Annotated in this window: 19 protein-coding genes; 5 read left to right on the top strand and 14 right to left on the bottom strand. The window is 59.4% G+C overall.

The annotated features are described in order from the left end of the window. Window positions 1–175: 175 nt before the first annotated feature. A complete protein-coding gene (locus tag BM131_RS14560; protein WP_090190644.1) occupies window positions 176–1,774 on the top strand; it encodes a phosphoenolpyruvate carboxykinase in 1,599 nt (532 codons plus the stop codon). 60 nt (window positions 1,775–1,834) lie between these two features. Then, window positions 1,835–2,368 carry a DUF3859 domain-containing protein gene (locus tag BM131_RS14555; RefSeq protein WP_090190642.1) on the top strand — a complete coding sequence of 178 codons (534 nt, stop codon included), beginning with the start codon at window positions 1,835–1,837 and terminating at the stop codon, window positions 2,366–2,368. A 1-nt stretch (window position 2,369) separates the two neighbouring features. On the opposite strand, the gene BM131_RS14550 is transcribed toward BM131_RS14555, so the two are convergent. Continuing rightward, the gene (locus BM131_RS14550) at window positions 2,370–3,140 is read right to left on the bottom strand and encodes a sulfite exporter TauE/SafE family protein (RefSeq protein ID WP_090190687.1); all 771 of its coding nucleotides are present in this window, start codon (window positions 3,138–3,140) and stop codon (window positions 2,370–2,372) included. Window positions 3,141–3,290: 150 nt separating this feature from the next. Between BM131_RS14550 and BM131_RS14545 the strand changes: the two genes are divergently transcribed. Continuing rightward, window positions 3,291–4,973, top strand: a complete 1,683-nt coding sequence (locus tag BM131_RS14545) for an acyl-CoA dehydrogenase family protein (protein ID WP_090190685.1) — start codon at window positions 3,291–3,293, stop codon at window positions 4,971–4,973. Here BM131_RS14545 and BM131_RS14540 read toward each other — a convergent pair. The 13 genes from BM131_RS14540 to folK form a co-directional block, all read right to left on the bottom strand. Then, a complete protein-coding gene (locus tag BM131_RS14540) occupies window positions 4,970–6,181 on the bottom strand; it encodes an MFS transporter (RefSeq protein WP_090190640.1) in 1,212 nt (403 codons plus the stop codon). The genes BM131_RS14545 and BM131_RS14540 overlap by 4 nt on opposite strands. 81 nt (window positions 6,182–6,262) lie before the next feature. After that, window positions 6,263–6,757 (bottom strand): DUF421 domain-containing protein, encoded by a 495-nt coding sequence (locus BM131_RS14535; protein WP_090190639.1) that lies wholly within the window; start codon window positions 6,755–6,757, stop codon window positions 6,263–6,265. Between the two features lie 54 nt (window positions 6,758–6,811). Continuing rightward, a complete protein-coding gene (recO, locus tag BM131_RS14530; RefSeq protein WP_090190637.1) occupies window positions 6,812–7,540 on the bottom strand; it encodes a DNA repair protein RecO in 729 nt (242 codons plus the stop codon). 72 nt (window positions 7,541–7,612) lie between these two features. Beyond that, complete coding sequence (locus tag BM131_RS14525; RefSeq protein WP_090190636.1) at window positions 7,613–7,948, bottom strand: DUF1491 family protein; 336 nt, start codon at window positions 7,946–7,948, stop codon at window positions 7,613–7,615. Next, a complete protein-coding gene (era, locus tag BM131_RS14520) occupies window positions 7,941–8,855 on the bottom strand; it encodes a GTPase Era (protein WP_090190634.1) in 915 nt (304 codons plus the stop codon). Before era ends, BM131_RS14525 begins: the two co-directional genes overlap by 8 nt. Continuing rightward, complete coding sequence (gene rnc, locus BM131_RS14515) at window positions 8,852–9,532, bottom strand: ribonuclease III (protein WP_090190633.1); 681 nt, start codon at window positions 9,530–9,532, stop codon at window positions 8,852–8,854. Before rnc ends, era begins: the two co-directional genes overlap by 4 nt. Next, window positions 9,529–10,365, bottom strand: coding sequence for a signal peptidase I (gene lepB / locus BM131_RS14510; RefSeq protein WP_175499357.1), 837 nt, complete (start codon window positions 10,363–10,365; stop codon window positions 9,529–9,531). The genes rnc and lepB overlap by 4 nt, the downstream gene beginning before the upstream one ends. 108 nt (window positions 10,366–10,473) lie before the next feature. Beyond that, window positions 10,474–10,878 (bottom strand): holo-ACP synthase, encoded by a 405-nt coding sequence (gene acpS / locus BM131_RS14505; RefSeq protein WP_090190631.1) that lies wholly within the window; start codon window positions 10,876–10,878, stop codon window positions 10,474–10,476. After that, entirely contained in the window at window positions 10,875–11,618 is a 744-nt protein-coding gene (locus BM131_RS14500; RefSeq protein ID WP_090190630.1) for a pyridoxine 5'-phosphate synthase, read from the bottom strand. The genes acpS and BM131_RS14500 overlap by 4 nt, the downstream gene beginning before the upstream one ends. Before the next feature lie 26 nt (window positions 11,619–11,644). Next, on the bottom strand, window positions 11,645–12,292 hold the full coding sequence (locus BM131_RS14495) for a DUF2062 domain-containing protein (protein WP_090190628.1): 648 nt from the start codon (window positions 12,290–12,292) through the stop codon (window positions 11,645–11,647). Window positions 12,293–12,312: 20 nt separating this feature from the next. Then, complete coding sequence (locus tag BM131_RS14490; RefSeq protein ID WP_090190627.1) at window positions 12,313–14,448, bottom strand: RelA/SpoT family protein; 2,136 nt, start codon at window positions 14,446–14,448, stop codon at window positions 12,313–12,315. A 40-nt stretch (window positions 14,449–14,488) separates the two neighbouring features. Next, window positions 14,489–14,842, bottom strand: coding sequence for a DNA-directed RNA polymerase subunit omega (gene rpoZ, locus BM131_RS14485; protein ID WP_090190625.1), 354 nt, complete (start codon window positions 14,840–14,842; stop codon window positions 14,489–14,491). A 118-nt stretch (window positions 14,843–14,960) separates the two neighbouring features. After that, window positions 14,961–15,566 carry a 2-amino-4-hydroxy-6-hydroxymethyldihydropteridine diphosphokinase gene (gene folK / locus BM131_RS14480; RefSeq protein WP_245754261.1) on the bottom strand — a complete coding sequence of 202 codons (606 nt, stop codon included), beginning with the start codon at window positions 15,564–15,566 and terminating at the stop codon, window positions 14,961–14,963. Window positions 15,567–15,655: 89 nt separating this feature from the next. On the opposite strand from folK, the gene BM131_RS14475 reads away from it, so the two are divergent. Together BM131_RS14475 and ispH are read left to right on the top strand one after the other, a co-directional pair. After that, complete coding sequence (locus tag BM131_RS14475) at window positions 15,656–16,216, top strand: LabA-like NYN domain-containing protein (RefSeq protein ID WP_090190624.1); 561 nt, start codon at window positions 15,656–15,658, stop codon at window positions 16,214–16,216. A gap of 121 nt (window positions 16,217–16,337) precedes the next feature. Next, the gene (gene ispH / locus BM131_RS14470) at window positions 16,338–17,288 is read left to right on the top strand and encodes a 4-hydroxy-3-methylbut-2-enyl diphosphate reductase (RefSeq protein ID WP_090190622.1); all 951 of its coding nucleotides are present in this window, start codon (window positions 16,338–16,340) and stop codon (window positions 17,286–17,288) included. Window positions 17,289–17,325: the final 37 nt, after the last annotated feature.

Raw genomic sequence — 17,325 nt, 5'->3', positions numbered from 1 at the left:
CGGCACAAAACGCAAAGGAATGGCTAATGGGTCACAAAGTTGCGCAAGACGCCGCCTTGGTTGCGCTAACATGTCGCTGGTTGCGCTAACGTCGCAATTCCGGTCTGTTCGGTCGCAAAAGCATGGTGCTAAGAGGGGTCAGCCAAAGAGGCCACAAACCCCAAGGAGCGCACCCATGGACCACGGAACGGTCAACCCCGCGATGAAACTTGAAAACCAAGGCATCACCGGACTGGGCGCTGTCTATTATAACATGTCCGCCGCCGACCTTCAGACCGCCGCTGTTGCGAATGGTGAAGGCATCAACGGCAAGGGCGGCACTTTCCTTGTGACCACCGGCAAACACACGGGCCGGTCGCCAAAAGACAAGTTCGTTGTACGCACGCCAGAGGTCGAAGACACGATCTGGTGGGACAACAACCCGCCTATGGACCCGGCCAAGTTCGACACGCTTTACGCCGATATGCTGGCGCACATGAACGGCGGCACGGCCTATGTGCAGGACCTGTTCGGCGGCGCGGACCCTGCGTACCGCTTGGATGTGCGCGTCGTGACAGAACTCGCATGGCACGGCCTGTTCATCCGTCACCTGCTGCGCCGGCCAGAGCATTCTGAACTGAGCAGCTTTGCGCCAGAATTCACCATCATCAACGTTCCCAGCTTCAAAGCCGACCCAGCCAAGCATGGCTGCCGAAGCGAGACCGTCATCGCGCTGAACTTTGCGAAAAAGCTGATCCTGATCGGCGGCACAGAATATGCTGGCGAAAATAAGAAGTCGGTCTTTACGCTTTTAAATTACTTGCTGCCCGATAAAGGCATCATGCCGATGCACTGCTCAGCTAATCACGCGACAGGGAACCCTGTTGATACGGCCGTATTTTTTGGCCTGTCTGGCACGGGCAAGACAACATTGTCCGCCGACCCGGCCCGGACGCTGATCGGCGACGATGAACATGGCTGGTCCGATCGCGGCGTCTTTAACTTTGAAGGTGGCTGCTACGCCAAGACGATCAACCTGCGGGCAGAGGCAGAGCCAGAAATCTACGCCACCTGCGCGATGCCGCACACGGTCATCGAAAACATGGTACACGACCCGGACACGCTGGAACTCGACTTTGACGACACTAGCCTGACCGCAAACATGCGCTGCGCTTACCCGCTCGATTACATCTCTAATGCGTCGGACACCGCGCTTGGTGGTCACCCTAAAAACATCATCATGCTGACCTGCGATGCCTTTGGTGTGCTGCCACCGATCAGCCGCCTGACACCAGCGCAAGCGATGTATCACTTCCTGTCCGGCTTCACATCCAAGGTCGCTGGCACCGAACGCGGTGTGACAGAGCCAGAGCCGACGTTTTCCACCTGCTTTGGCGCGCCCTTCATGCCGCGTCGGCCAGAAGTCTACGGCAAGCTGTTGCAGGAAAAGATCGCGACCCACGGTGCCACCTGCTGGTTGGTCAACACCGGCTGGACCGGCGGGGCCTACGGCACAGGCTCGCGGATGCCGATCAAGGCAACCCGCGCGCTGCTGACCGCCGCACTTGACGGCAGCCTGGCTGAAGAAAGCTTCCGCAAGGATCCGAACTTTGGCTTTGACGTGCCCGTAGCCTGCGAAGGCGTCGATACGGTCTTGCTGAACCCGCGCGATACGTGGGCCGACCCAACTGCATACGATGCGCAAGCGGCCAAGCTGGTGCAGATGTTCTCGGACAACTTTGCCAAATACGTCCCGTTCATTGACGAAGACGTCAAGGCAGCCGCGATCGGCTAAGGGGCGCTGCCTTTTGAAATGGTGCCTGTTCAGCGCCGCTAAATTGATTAGGGTCAGGCCATGCGCCTGACCCTTTTCATATCAATCCTGCTTGCAACGCCCGTATGCGCTGCGCCTGACACCTTCGTCAGCCCTGCGATTGGCGCGTTGGAAAGCGGCGTCATCTGCCCGCCGCCCTCTGTCGGCGATGCACCCGCGCCCGGCACCGTTGCGGGCGTCACCCATCTGGTCAACGAAGATCCGCCATTCGTGTCCATGTCGCGCCGCGTGCCGGCCGTGCTGGGGATTGGGTTCGGTGTAAAAACCTTGACCGCCGACATATTGGGCTTGTCCGACGTCACGATGACCGTCACCCACCCGCCGATGGGCAAGGACGGCGCAACGCAGCAAAGCTTCCTTACGCGAATTGATGGCGGCACGCCGTCGCTGACGTTCTACCAATTCGATTTCGCCTACGAACTGGTGCAGGGCACGTGGGAAATGGAAGCGGTCAAAAATGGCGAGATTTTGTATCGCACCACGTTTGACGTCGTTGCCCCAAAGGATGCGCCCGAACTGGCCCGTATCTGCGGGTTTGAAGAGCTGCTGTCTTAAGTCAGCCCATCAATCCGCGACGGATCAGGTTAATTCCTGCCACGATCAAAACCAGCAGCGTCACCTTGCGGAACATCTCTTGATTAAAACGATCACCCAGGCGGAATCCGGCCCACATTCCGATCACGGCAGGCACGACCAGCAGCGCTGACAGCTGCCACGTATGCGCGTTCAACACACCCGATTTCAGGTGACCCAGGAAAAGCATCACAGAACCAAGGCCATAGATAACGCCCTGCACAGCCATCTGCTTTGCCCGCGGCGTGCGCAACGCCAGCAGATACAGCACCGTCGGCGGTCCCCATGTCCCGGCAAGTCCGCCAAGCGTACCTGCAGCTAATCCCGCGCCCCACTCAAAGGGTCTGCGCAAATGCCCCGGGATCGTGGGCTGCCAGCCAAGGAGCTGCACTGCACAGAGCGCGACAACCGGCACACCAAGGATCACGAACATCGTATCGGCGGATATCGACGTCAGGAACTGCGCCGACACAAGGATCATCACGCAGACAATCAGCAGATAACGCCAGTGTTCTGCAACCGCCGCCCGCGCAGGGCCAAGGCCAGAGCGAGCAATCTGCCATCCGTTGCTAACAAGAATCGGCAAGATGATTCCCGCGACAACAAGCTGCGGATCAATCAGGATGCCCATACCACTGATCATGATCAGTGGCATCGCAAAGCCGACTGCCCCTTTGATAAAGCCGCCAAGCAGCGTCACCAGACAGGCAAAAAGGACAAGATGAAGCGGGATTACAGCGAGGATATCAGTCATATTGGCGGCACATTGCGCGATCCGTAACCCAAGCGCCACGCAAATCAACCGCGACATTTTCGTATTATTATTGACATAATTGCGCATCAATATTGCGCTGCAAGTGCAAACGTATTATCCGTGCAACTGCAACATAACGAGGACAAGCTGATGGCACACGACGGAGCAGGCCCCATGACAGACACTGTAATTCTGGCGAACCTGACCGATCTGACCAGATCAGCGCTTGCACCCGTTCTGGCGATTACAGACAGCGCCAAATCCGCCGTCGCCGGACTTGTTACCGAAAATGGCCGTATCTCTGCGCAGTTAATTGAACAGCACCAGACCGCCGCGCATGGGCTTGCTTGGCTGGCGACATATGCCCAGGCCTTGCAGCAAATGCAGTCTTGGGCCGACCGCTTGACCACTGATAACCGCTTTAGCGAGGTCGAAGCGTTGATCCTGCAGATCGCCTTTGGCGAATACCTGTCCCAGATCGCTGGCGGTATCCAGATGAACCAAACAGAGGTCGTGCGTGCCGCCGACCTTAGCCTGACCCCAGCAGAGCTTGCGCCGCTGAACGCCCCCGCCCCCGCCGCCTTGATGGCACGCGGCAATACGCAAGCGGCCCGCTCAAAGCTGGCGCAGCTGATGCAGGACCGCGCCGCGGAGCTGACAGTCGGCGCATCGGGTCTGGACGCAGAGCTTGAGATGATCCGCGATCAGTTCCGCCGCTTTAGCCGGGAAAAAGTCGAACCCTTCGCCCACGACTGGCACCTGAAGGACGAGCTGATCCCGATGGCGATCATCGACGAGATGGCCGAGATGGGCGTCTTCGGCCTGACCATTCCAGAGGACTTTGGCGGCTTCGGCCTGTCGAAATCCGCCATGTGCGTCGTGTCAGAAGAATTGTCGCGCGGCTATATCGGTGTCGGATCGCTCGGCACCCGGTCCGAAATCGCGGCAGAGCTGATCCTATGCGGCGGCACGGACGACCAGAAAACCCACTGGTTGCCGAAACTGGCCAGCGGTGAAATCCTGCCCACGGCGGTCTTTACCGAACCAAACACAGGCTCTGATCTGGGCGCTTTGCGCACCCGTGCTGTGCCAGACGGCGACGACTGGCAGATCACCGGCAATAAGACCTGGATCACCCACGCCGCCCGCACCCACGTGATGACCGTTTTGGCTCGGACCGAGCCGGACACCACCGACTATCGCGGTTTGTCGATGTTTCTGGCCGAAAAGACCCCAGGCACCGATGAAGCCCCCTTTCCCGATCCCGGCATCACCGGAGGAGAGATCGAAGTCCTCGGTTATCGCGGCATGAAAGAATACGAACTGGCCTTTGACGGCTTTGCAGTGAAGGGCGAAAACCTGCTCGGTGGGCAGACGGGCAAGGGATTCAAGCAGCTGATGCAAACCTTTGAATCCGCCCGCATCCAGACGGCCGCCCGTGCGATTGGCGTGGCGCAATCTGCCCTTGATGAAGGCATGAAATACGCACAAGACCGCAAGCAATTCGGCAAATCGCTGATCGACTTTCCCCGCGTGTCCGGCAAGCTGGCGATGATGGCGGTCGAGATCATGGTTGCCCGCCAGCTGACCTATTTCAGCGCCCACGAAAAAGACGAAGGCCGCCGTTGCGACCTAGAGGCCGGGATGGCAAAGCTGTTGGGTGCCCGCGTCGCATGGGCCTGCGCCGACAATGCGCTGCAGATTCACGGCGGCAACGGGTTTGCGCTGGAATACAAAATCAGCCGCATCCTGTGCGACGCGCGCATTCTGAACATCTTTGAAGGCGCCGCCGAAATTCAGGCGCAAGTGATCGCCCGCCGCCTTTTGGACTAAGCTGGCTGCGCGCGGGGCAATCCCAAACGCGGATGCAGGTTGCCGGCTACGATGTAGCCGGCTGCCAATCCAATGCCGCACGCCGCAAATATCCCCGCCACCGGGGCGACCAACAAGATCATCGAGGCCACGGCAGGCGTCGTGATCCCCGATGCGTCGCGGAAGGTCGCATAGACGGCCACCATCTCTGTCCGCTCGGCCGGGCGCACCGCCATCAGGAACGGCAAGCCACCGCAAACGTCGAGCAGAACCAGTGCAACAGACCCAACCATGATGCTGGCCACCGTCAGCCACGGCCAGCCTGACAATAAAAAGCCCACCATGAACAGACTGGACGAGACGGCAAAGCCCAAACGCACGCTACGCCGTACCCCGATCCGCCTGACCCTGCGCAGCATCAGCGGCGTCGTGAATAACAGCCCGTTGCTCAGGCTCAACGCGATCGCCGCGACCTTGTCGCCAAGCCCCGCTTCGATGCAAAAGATCGGCAGATAGACGATATAGACCCACCACCCGCAAGACCGCATGACGGCAAAGAACCAGCCCGCAATCAGCCGCGGCTGCGCGGCAAATCGCCCCAGATACGCCAGTGGATTAGGCGCAGGTGCCCGCGCCCGCGCGATCTGCCGCCCGTTCCCAAGCCGCAATCGCCAAAACTCTGCCGCCAGAACCAGCGCAAAGATGCCAGCCAAAATGAACGGCGCTGGCTCCCACCAGTTCAGCAGCGTCACCCCAAGGATCGGCCCGACGCTCCACGGGACAGCGCTATAGACCATGCGCATCGCTTCATTGCGGCTCAGCTCGATCCGGTTGATGTAGTCGAGGACGTAGGCGTTCAGGCAGATGGTAAAGGTTACCGTGCCGACGGCGTTGAACAGCAGCACAAGCGCTTTACCCTGCGCACCGCCAAACAGCGCCATCATGATACCCGCAAGGTAGAACCCGCAGGCCAGTGTCAGCATCCAGCGGCGCGGAATATAGCGCGCCGCGAAGGGCACCATCAGCCCGAAAAACATCGACCCTATGCCGACGCACAGATAAATCCGGCTGACCACCGCCGCATCGCCGTAGGCGCGATAGATGACAAGCGGCATGACCGACAACAACGTCGCGCGGATGCACGCCTCTAACGCGGCCAGACGGGCGAAATCGCTGATCTTGGGCGTCGGTGCGTGGGTCAGGTAAAGCGGAGCGCGAGGCGCAATCATAGCGCGAGAACCTTGTTGGACCCCTTGCCTGTGACAGCGCCCCGCACGCTGCGCTTTGCCAAACGCGACATCGCGTGTCGATTATGCCTGCCGGACGCCGTCGAGCAATCTGTCGTCCATTTTGTCACCATGCAGCACGCTAACATCCCCCGTCGGCTCGAATACCACGGCACGGATCTGCGAAAACTCCAGCGCGTTCGCCTCGCGCAACTTGCCGATTAGGTCGCCCGTCGTCATGCCAGAGCGGTGCAAGTTGTCATGCAAGATTTCACCATCCCGCATGATCAGCAGCGGATCGTTGTCAGTGACATCAACCAGCCCCTTCAACCGGGACCGCGCCTGCGCAATGATAAACTGCACGCTAAAAAGTGTCGCCAGCGCCAAAGCACCTTGCCAGAACGGCGTCGTCGTCGACATCGTTGTCGTCGCCACGACCGAGCCGATGGCGACCGTGACGGCAAAGTCGAAGCCAGACATTTTGGAAAATGATCGCAAGCCAAACACCCGCGTCAGCGCTACGACGAAAACGATGGCCCCGACGGATTGCACAATAATCTGAATGAATGGTGAAAGCATGGTGATCCTCCTTTTGGTCACAACACGCCCGCCCCGATGATCGTTCCGCTGGCGTTATTCCGATCGCTGAATCGCATCCAACAATCTGTTCCGCGCAGGCAACACCCGCCCGGCATCCAGCGACCGTATCAGGCGATGCTCAACAAAATAGCCGGTCGTCGCCAAAGCCTTGATGATCTCGGGTGTCGTGGCGTCACCCTTTCCGGCTAAGACCGGCGGTAGCAGCAGCAGGCGGTCGGCCCACTCACCCGCCGCCTCTCGGCTCACAGCGCGGCCTGACCGCGGCGAAACGAAAGCAAGATCCTCGTTCACGCCGCGCACGGCGCAGGCGCTTAGATCCATGCCAAAGCCCAGATCCTCAAGCAGAGCCTGCTCCCACCGCAGATAGGCCAGCGGCCAAACCTCAGTCTGTCCGAGTAAATCCAACAGCTGGACGGTTTGCGCATATAGCGCGCCATGCGCCTCGCGTTCTGGCAGCACGACAGCAAGCAGCCCGCAGACCGCATTCAAACCTGCAAGTGCAAGGCGGTCGCTCATCGCATTCACGGCCCGGCTGCGCAGCGGCTCCACCGTGAATGACCCCAGATGATCGTCCAACCGCGCTTTCCACGTTACCGCGATCTGTGCCCCGGGCTGTAGCGACGGCGCAATCTTACGACTGATCCCGCCGCGCACGACTCCGACATGGCGCCCGTGTTCAATCGTAAAGACTTCGACAATCGCCGAGGTCTCTCCATGCGGGCGCACGCGCAGCACTGCGCCTTCATCCTGCCAGCTGATCATAGGCGCGATCCTAGCAACTTCTTCTGGTCTAAAATACCTCCGCCGGAGGCTTGGCTGACCTCGCCCGTCAAATCAGGTCAATCCCGGCTGATCCAGCAAATGGCGACCTTGTCGATCTTCCACCTCGATCACCCAAAGATCACTGTCAAAACTGCGCTGTTTCGCGATAGAGGCATCGACATCGACCTCTGCCCCATCCGCCAGCGTGACCCAGACGCGGTCGCCCGACATCAAATCAAAGGACCGATTAAAGGCAACCGCCTGCCCGTCCAGCGTATTCAGCTTGACCAGCACCGCCCCCGCCGTGGAATCACCGCGCGCGACGACAAAGGCTGGAATATCCATCACCCGCAGCCGCGCCAGATAGGCGCTGACCCAGATGTCCGCCGTCAGGCGCGGTTCAGGCATCGCCGTCTTTAAAGTTCAGGCCCATTTCGTCGTAGCGCTCTTTGTCTTCTAGCCAATTAGCGCGGACCTTGACCTGCAAGAACAGGTGGACTTTGCGGCCCAGCAGCTCTTCCATCTCAATGCGGGCGGCCTGGCCGACAGCTTTGATCGTCTCGCCTTTATTGCCCAGCACGATGCCCTTGTGGCCGTCGCGGATCACATAAATCAACTGGTCGATCTTGGCAGATCCATCGGGACGTTCTTCCCAGTTTTCGGTCTCGACCGTTAGCTGATAGGGCAGTTCTTGATGCAGGCGCAGTGTCAGTTTCTCGCGCGTCATTTCGGCTGCAATGTTGCGCAGCGGCGAGTCAGAGATTTCGTCGTCCGGATACAGCCAAGGCCCCGCAGGGACCGCGCCTGCAAGCCAATGCTTCAGCGCGTCGCAACCGTGGCCGCGCTCTGCGCTGATCATAAAGGTTTCTTCAAAAGCATAGGTTTCGTTCATCTGCTGCGACAGCTGCAGCAGCGCTTCGGTTTTGACCCGGTCGATCTTGTTGATCGCCAGTGCGACTTTGGCTTTACCAACGCGGGTGGCAAGCACCTCTAGAATTGCTTTGACGCCCGCCGTCACACCGCGGTTTGCCTCGATCAGCAGCACGACCACATCCGCATCGCCAGCCCCGCCCCAAGCGGCGGCAACCATCGCGCGGTCAAGCCGGCGCTTTGGCGCGAACAGACCGGGCGTGTCGACGAAGACCAACTGGGATGCGCCATCCTGGGCGACCCCGCGAATACGGGCGCGCGTGGTCTGGACCTTGTGGGTCACGATGCTGACCTTCGCGCCGACCATACGGTTCAGCAGCGTCGATTTGCCTGCGTTCGGCTCTCCGATCAAGACTACAAAGCCTGCGCGTGTTTCGTCCGTCATTGTCCGACCCTTTCGAGCAGGGCTTGCGCCGCTGCTTGTTCCGCCTGCCGCTTGGCCCCGGCGGTCGCCTCGGCATGTTCGCCGGACTCTAGTGTAACACGAATTGTGAAAACCGGCTGATGATCCGGTCCTGTGCGCGCAACTTCGGTATAAACCGGCGGCGGCGCACCGCGCCCCTGCGCCCATTCTTGCAGCGCCGTCTTGGCGTCGCGCGCATCTGCGGCAACGCTGCCAACACGCGGCTGCCAGTGCTTTAGGATCACTTTGCGCGCGGCATCATAGCCGGCGTCGTAGTAAACCGCAGCAATCACCGCTTCCATCGCATCAGCCAGCAAAGCTTCTTTGCGGCGCCCGCCGGATTGCATTTCAGACCGGCCCAGCTTTAACACCTCGCCCAGCCCGATTTCCCGCGCTACATCGGCGCAGGTTTCGCGGCGCACCAAGGCGTTGTAGCGCGGAGCAAGCAGCCCTTCGGCAGCGCCCGGATCAGCCTGCAACAATGCTTCGGCAATCACGAGTCCAAGGACTCGGTCACCCAAAAACTCTAGTCGCTGGTTGTCGTCGCGGTGCACGCTCGACATGCTGGAATGCGTTACCGCGCGCACCAAAAGAGCTGGGTCGGCAAAGTCGTGACCCACGCGGGCGGCAAAGCCCGTCAATTGTACTGATAGCTTCACTCGATCCCCTTGAAGAAACGATCGCTGCGCCACGTCCAGAACGCCAGCATCGACGCCCCCGCAGAGGAAAAGATGACGCGATCCGCGCGGCCGACGATATCTTCGCGCGGCACAAAGCCCACGCCATTCAGCGACTGTGGTACGCGGCTGTCGGTCGAATTATCGCGGTTGTCGCCCATGAAAAAGAAGTTGTCTGCAGGCACGGTAAAGATGCCAGTGTTATCCAGCGACCGGTTTCCAATGTTCAAAATGTCATGGCTGACGCCGTTCGGTAACGTCTCGCGGCTGCTTTCCTTAATGCAATCGGCATCAAGACCAACAGGACCGTTGGCACAAGCAGGCATCGATCGTTCTGGCCCCTGCGGCGCATAGGTTTCGACAAAGATGCCGTTATCTTCGACTTTGACAGCCTCGCCATTGATATAAAGCAGGCCGTCTTTCATCTGGATTTTATCGCCCGGCAAACCAATCAGGCGCTTGATGAAATCGCGGCCGGTGACCGGGTGACGGAACACGACAACATCGCCGCGCTCTGGGTCAGAGCCGAACAGACGCTCTGTCTTGCCTTTGAAGGCACCGCAGAAATCATCCGCGCCAATGTCCACATTCAGCGCAGGGATCAGGATCGACGGGCAAGACGCGTAGGAATAACCGTAGGCCATCTTGTTCACGAACAAAAAGTCTCCGATCAGCAGCGTGTCTTTCATGGAACCCGACGGAATCCAAAAGGGCTGGAACAGAATTGTGCGGAACAGACCGGCAATCAGCAGCGCATATACCACTGTTTTGACCGTCTCGATCACCCCGGCCATCACACCCGTCTTTTCGGCCATTGCATTATTCCCATTCACAGCTTTGCACGGCTACATGATCGCACGCACCCCCCCTGTCAAGGTAGGGTGCCGAACCCCTGCCCCAACGGGGTTTTCGGTTAAAAACCGTCACTCCACGACGGGGCGCGCTTCGATCATGACAAAGGCCTGCGCCCAAGGGTGGTCATCTGTCAGGGTGACGTGGATGATTGCCTCGTGCCCCGGCGGCGTCATCTTGTCCAAGCGATCCTTGGCCCAGCCAGTGACCTCCATCACGGGCTGACCGGTATGCAGATTGCTGACGGCCATATCTTTCCACGAAATCCCCATGCGAAGGCCTGTGCCCAGCGCCTTGGAACACGCTTCTTTCGCAGCCCAGCGTTTGGCATAGGTGCCGGGGGTATCCTTGCGCCGCTCGGCCTTCGCCTGCTCGGTCGGCGTAAAGACGCGGTTGCGAAAACGGTCACCGAACCGGTCAAGCGTGCCTGCGATCCGGTCAATATTCGCCAGATCAGTGCCGATACCTAGGATCATCCCCGCGCCGCATCCATGCAGCGCCGCATCTCTGCGATGGCGTCCGGCAGGCCGCGAAAGATCGCCTCGCCAATAATGAAGTGCCCGATGTTTAGCTCTCGCACCTCGCGCAGGGCTGCGATGGGGCCAACGCTATCATAGGTCAGACCGTGGCCCACATGGATCTCAAGACCAAGGGAGTGGCCATAGGCAGCAGCCTCGGTCAGGCGCGCTAGTTCCCGGTCGCGATCATCCCAGCGTCCGGTCGCCCAAGCGTCGGCATAGGCACCCGCATGCAGTTCGATCACCGGCGCGCCAATGCGGTGCGCGGCCTCGACTTGGTCACGGTCGGCAGCAATGAACAGCGACACCCGGCAGCCCGCGTCGCGCAGAGGCGCGATGTAGTCAGCCAGCACATTGGCCTGCCGCGCAACCTCTAGCCCGCCTTCGGTCGTACGCTCTTCGCGCTTTTCCGGCACAAGGCAAACGGCATGCGGCTGGGTCGCCAGCGCAATGCGCTGCATTTCGGCCGTGGCGGCCATTTCAAAGTTCAGCGGCACACGCAGCGCAGCCTTTAGCCCCGCAACGTCATCATCGCGGATATGCCGGCGATCTTCGCGCAGGTGCGCCGTGATTCCGTCGGCACCGGCGTCCTGCGCCATCAGCGCGGCACGCACAGGGTCTGGATTGTCACCCCCGCGCGCATTCCGCACGGTGGCCACATGATCGATGTTCACACCCAGTCGCAGCTTTTCGGTCATCACATCACTCCTTCTTTGCGTCGCATCTAGCGTCCCGCAGGTCCCTTGCCACTGGTATCTTTGGGCTGGCCCAGCGATTCCAACTTGGCACGCAGAATATTCCGTCGCCGTTTCTGATAGGCCTGCAGCACCGGCACCGACAGATAATAGGCAGCGGTTGCCGTGATAATACCCGGCAAAATGCCCCCAATCATATAGGGATAGAAAATATCAAAATAGAAGATCGACAAGCCCTGCCAGTCCATTTGCTCGGGCGTAAAGATCGCAATGACGTTATGCCACAGGTCAGCACCCGCATCGGCAAACTTCTCGCCCAGCGAAATCGGCGGTCCGTGCGGCTTGCTGCCCAGCAACCAATGTCCGGTCTGGAGCGATACCGCGGCAATCGGGACATAGGTCAGCGGATTGCCAAAGAACGTCGCCATCAGGGCGGCCAGTATATTGCCGCGCATCACCCGGGCAATCAGCGCCGCAACGATGAAATGCAGTCCGTAAAACGGGGTAAACGTCGTGAACACGCCAGCCCAAATGCCGCGACCGATCTTTTCCGGCGTATCCGGCAAGCGGCGCACCCGGTGCTTGACGTAGGAAAAGGCCCGGCCCCACCCGCCACGCGGATAGACAGCAGCGGTCACGACCTTCCAGATCGGCCGCCTATCCCTGCGCTTGAACACCGCGTGTCCTTCCTCGAGCCTTAGCCCGCGTGATGTGACCCGGACTGGCCGGGGTCCCGGTGCCGACTGACGCCAGAGACGTTGCTGTCCGCCTCGACCGCCGTCATGACCCGGTGCAGATGTTCTGCGTCACTCAGATCGATATCGACCAAAAGCCGATAGTAATCCGGCTTGCGGTCAATGAATTTCAGGTCAGAGATATTGGCCTTCTGTTCACCGATCAATGTGCAAATCCGGCCCAGAACACCAGCGTCATTGGTGATCGAGATGTCAAAGGTCACCGTATTCACCGCCCGGTGTTGCCCGTCTTGCCAGCGCAGGTCGATCCAGCGATCCGGTTGGTCCTCAAAGTCCGCGAGGGCGGCGCAATCGATTGCATGCACGACAACACCTTGGCCGCGATAAATAATTCCGACGATCCGCTCGCCCGGCACGGGCTGACAGCACCGGGCGCGACGGTGCGATTGATCCACAGCCAAACCGACGACGGCGCGGTTCGCTTCAATTTCATCGCCAGTGGTCTGGGCCAGATCGGGGTAGATCGCACGCACGATATCGCGTGCGCTGATGTCGGCGCTGCCAAGGCTGGCCAACATGTCATCGACACCTTCCAACGCCAGCGCCTTGGCGGCTGTGCGCAGCGCCTTTTCCGTCAGCTTTTTGCCGACGTTTTCAAACGCCACCCGCACCAATTCCCGGCCAAGCCGGATAAAGCGTTCGCGGTCCGCCTCGCGCAGGCTGCGCCGGATTGCGGTTTTCGCCCGGCCCGTGGTCGCGATGTCGACCCAAGTCGCCTGCGGCTTTTGACCTTCGGCGGTGATGATTTCGACGCTTTGGCCATTCTTCAGCCGCGTCCATAGCGGGACGCGGATGCCGTCCACTTTTGCCCCGACACAGGCCATGCCGATGCGCGTATGGATCGCAAAAGCAAAGTCGATGGGCGTAGCCCCGCGCGGCAGCTTGATCACGTCACCCTTGGGCGTAAAGCAGAACACCTGATCAGTGAACATCTCGAGCTTGACCGCTTCAAGGAAGTCATCGTGATCGCCGTCTTCGTCCAGCCGTTCCGTTAGCTTAGAAATCCAGTGCACCGGATCGACGGCAAAGCGGTTTTCGACCCGTTCACCATTACGATAGGACCAATGCGCCGCAACGCCGGTTTCGGCGACTTCGTGCATTTCGCGGGTGCGGATCTGGACCTCGACCCGCTTGCCATCGCGGCCTGACACCGTCGTATGGATCGAACGGTAACCGTTGGTTTTGGGCTGACTGATGTAATCTTTGAACCGCCCCGGCACAGCCCGCCAGCGCTGGTGGATCGCACCCAGCACGCGGTAGCAGTCCGCCTCTGTCGCAGTAATAATGCGGAAACCATAGATGTCGGACAGGCGCGAAAAGCCCATGTCCTTTTCCTGCATCTTGCGCCAAATCGAATAAGGCTTTTTCGCGCGGCCCATGACTTCGGCCTGAATGCCTGCTTTTTCCAGCTCGACCCGCATGTCAGCGGTGATCCGGGCGACGACATCGCCAGCCTCGCGCTGTAGGGTGATAAAGCGGCGAATGATGCTGTTGCGCGCTTCAGGGTTCAGCACGCGAAAGGCCAGATCCTCCAGCTCTTCGCGCATCCATTGCATACCCATGCGGCCTGCCAGCGGCGCGTAGATATCCATCGTCTCATGCGCTTTTTGCGCCTGCTTTTCCGGCTTCATCGACTTGATGGTGCGCATGTTATGCAGGCGGTCAGCAAGCTTGACCAACGTGACCCGCAAATCCTTGCTGGTCGCCATGAACAACTTGCGAAAGTTCTCGGCTTCTTTCGATTCGCGGCTGGTCAGCTGTAGATTCGTTAGCTTCGTGACGCCGTCCACAAGCTCTGCGATTTCGCGGCTAAAGCGGTCATGGACCATTTTGAAAGAGGCAGGGGTGTCTTCGATCGTATCGTGCAGCAAGGCGGTGATGATTGTTGCATCATCCATCTGCATGTCAGCCAAGATCTGGGCGACGGCGATCGGGTGGGTAAAATAGGCCTCGCCAGAATGGCGAAACTGCCCCTCGTGCATCTCTTCGCCAAAGGCAAAGGCGTCGCGCAACAGCGCTTCGTTCGTGCGGGGGTTATATGTGCGGACCAGCGCGATCAGGTCATCTGCTGTGTTCATGCTGGTCCGGCACTTCTTTCACTTGGGCCGGTGTGGGCCCTTAACGCTGTCCTTGCGCTTCCATCAGGGCGCGCAGCAGCTTTTCTTCGCTCATGTCGTCTTCGACAGGCTTGTCAGCCTCTGCGCCCATCAGCAGCGCCATCGAGTCTTCTTCAGGCTCGTCGACTTCAATCTGCGTCTGGTTCGCTTCGATCATACGCTCGCGCAGATCATCGGCTTGCTGTGTTTCTTCTGCGATTTCGCGCAGGGAAACGACGGGGTTCTTGTCGTTGTCGCGGCTAACGGTGACGGGCGAGCCGGCAGCGATTTCACGGGCGCGATGCGCGGCGAGCATGACAAGCTCAAACCGGTTCGGGACCTTGTCGACACAGTCTTCGACGGTAACGCGGGCCATCGGCACACTCCAATTCTGTCCAGGCGTGGATGCAAGCCCTGCACTTAGCCCGGCAAATCTGAAATGACAAGCCAGTTTTGCCATCTGTCAAGTCTGATTTAAGGGCGGCGCGCAGATGTCACCCAGACATCGGCCTGATCGCGGCTACGTCAGACGCAGGCAAGGCATCGCGCATCTGGACAACGCTGCGACCTAGGACGGGATGCACCCAGTCCGGGGCCACCTGCACCAGTGGCACAAGGACGAACGCGCGATCTTGCAGACGGGGGTGTGGAAGGATCAATTCGCCGGGCATTTCTATTTTTTGTCGCTCTGCGGGCAAATCGCGCCAAAGTGTTTGAACTTTGACGTTAGGAAATACTGCGCTACCGAAAGCAACTAAATCCAGATCAAGCGTGCGGGGCCCCCAGCGCACATCGCGCGTCCGGTCCGCCTCTGCCTCAACTTTATGCATCAATCCAAGCAAATCATCTGGCGGCATCGTGGTCCGTATCGCCATGGCAGCATTCACAAAATCAGGCCCGATCCCGGCCGGAAAAGCGGGGGACCCATACAGACCGCTGAATTTATCGGCATCAAGATTCAGCAATTCTATTAGACGCAGCCTGCCATTTAGTACAAAATTCGCAGGTAAAATATCGCGGGATGAGGTATTGCTACCCAACAAAATAAGCGCGATGTCGCCGTCCTTGTTCATTCCGTCAACTTGCATGGTTGTTTTCATAGTAACATACACCAAAAACTCCGTGTCACGATCCATCACCATCGACACGTCACAACTAACACCGACCGACGCGTCGGAAAGGAACTTTCATGTTTTATCGGGACGAGCGCCTGGCGCTCTTCATCGATGGTGCGAACCTTTACGCTGCCGCTAAAGCGCTAGGGTTCGATATCGACTATAAACTGCTGCGCCAAGAATTTATGCGCCGCGGTAAGCTGCTGCGCGCTTTCTACTATACCGCGCTACTCGAAAACGAAGAATATTCACCCATACGCCCACTGGTGGATTGGTTGAATTACAACGGCTTCGCGATGGTGACAAAGCCTGCCAAAGAATACACGGATTCCATGGGCCGCCGTAAGGTCAAAGGGAACATGGACATCGAACTGACCGTCGATGCGATGGAACTGGCCCCGCACGTCGATCACATCGTGCTGTTCTCAGGCGACGGCGACTTTCGCCCGCTGGTGGAATCATTGCAGCGCAAAGGCGTGCGCGTGTCGGTTGTGTCGACCATTCGCAGCCAGCCGCCCATGATCTCGGACGAGCTGCGTCGCCAGTGCGACAACTTCATCGAACTAGATGAATTGCGTGACGTTGTGGGCCGCCCGGCGCGCGAAAACGCCGATCAGGACGAAAACGTCAACTGAACGTGACCAACCCGCAGTCCGCCACGTTGGCGTTCTGCGGGTGTCATGCTTTGTGTACGCCCAGCCTTTACGCTTGCCCCATGCGCGACTACCTATGACCCATCCTAGGAGCGACGCGCAGATGACCCTTCCCCCCCTGACCCTTTATCTTGCAGCCCCTCGCGGTTTTTGCGCAGGCGTGGACCGCGCGATCAAGATCGTTGAAATGGCGCTGGAAAAATGGGGTGCCCCTGTATTTGTCCGGCACGAGATCGTGCACAATAAATTCGTCGTTGACGGGTTGCGCGACAAAGGTGCGGTGTTCGTTGAAACGCTGGATGAATGTCCCGATGATCGCCCGGTGATTTTCTCTGCCCACGGCGTGCCAAAGGCGGTGCCTGCGGCCGCCGCCAAGCGGCAGATGGTCTACGTCGACGCCACCTGCCCCCTTGTCAGCAAAGTTCATATCGAGGCCCAGCGCCACGCTGACAACGGCCTGCAAATGGTGATGATCGGTCACGCGGGCCATCCCGAGACCGTCGGCACCATGGGCCAACTTCCCGATGGCGAAGTGCTACTGGTCGAAACTGTCGCCGATGTGGCCAATGTCACGCCGCGCGACGCGGAACGTCTGGCTTTTGTGACGCAGACAACTTTGTCCGTCGACGATACCATCGACATCGTCACCGCGCTGAAACAGCGTTTTCCAGCGATCATCGGCCCCCACAAAGAAGACATCTGCTACGCAACGACGAACCGCCAGGAAGCAGTCAAAGCCATGGCCCCGAAATGCGACGCAATGCTAGTTGTCGGCGCGCCAAACTCCAGCAACTCCAAACGCTTGGTCGAGGTCGGCACAAAGGCTGGCTGCGGGTATAGCCAACTGGTGCAACGCGCTGCCGACATCGACTGGCGCGCGCTAGAAGGCATTACCTCAATGGGCATCACCGCAGGTGCCTCTGCCCCAGAGGTGCTGATCAACGAGGTAATCGACGCCTTCAAGGACCGTTACGACGTCACAGTCGAGATGGTTGAGACCGCAATCGAGAACGTCGAATTCAAGGTGCCCCGCGTCCTGCGCGAAACGGCCTGACCTCAAGCAGCTTCACCCCCCGCGATTGTTGCGCCGC

The organism is Loktanella salsilacus, from assembly GCF_900114485.1.
In the GTDB taxonomy this organism is placed as follows: domain Bacteria; phylum Pseudomonadota; class Alphaproteobacteria; order Rhodobacterales; family Rhodobacteraceae; genus Loktanella; species Loktanella salsilacus.
The sequence above is the reverse complement of the archived record's forward strand: the minus strand, read 5'-3'. Positions and strand labels throughout refer to the sequence as shown.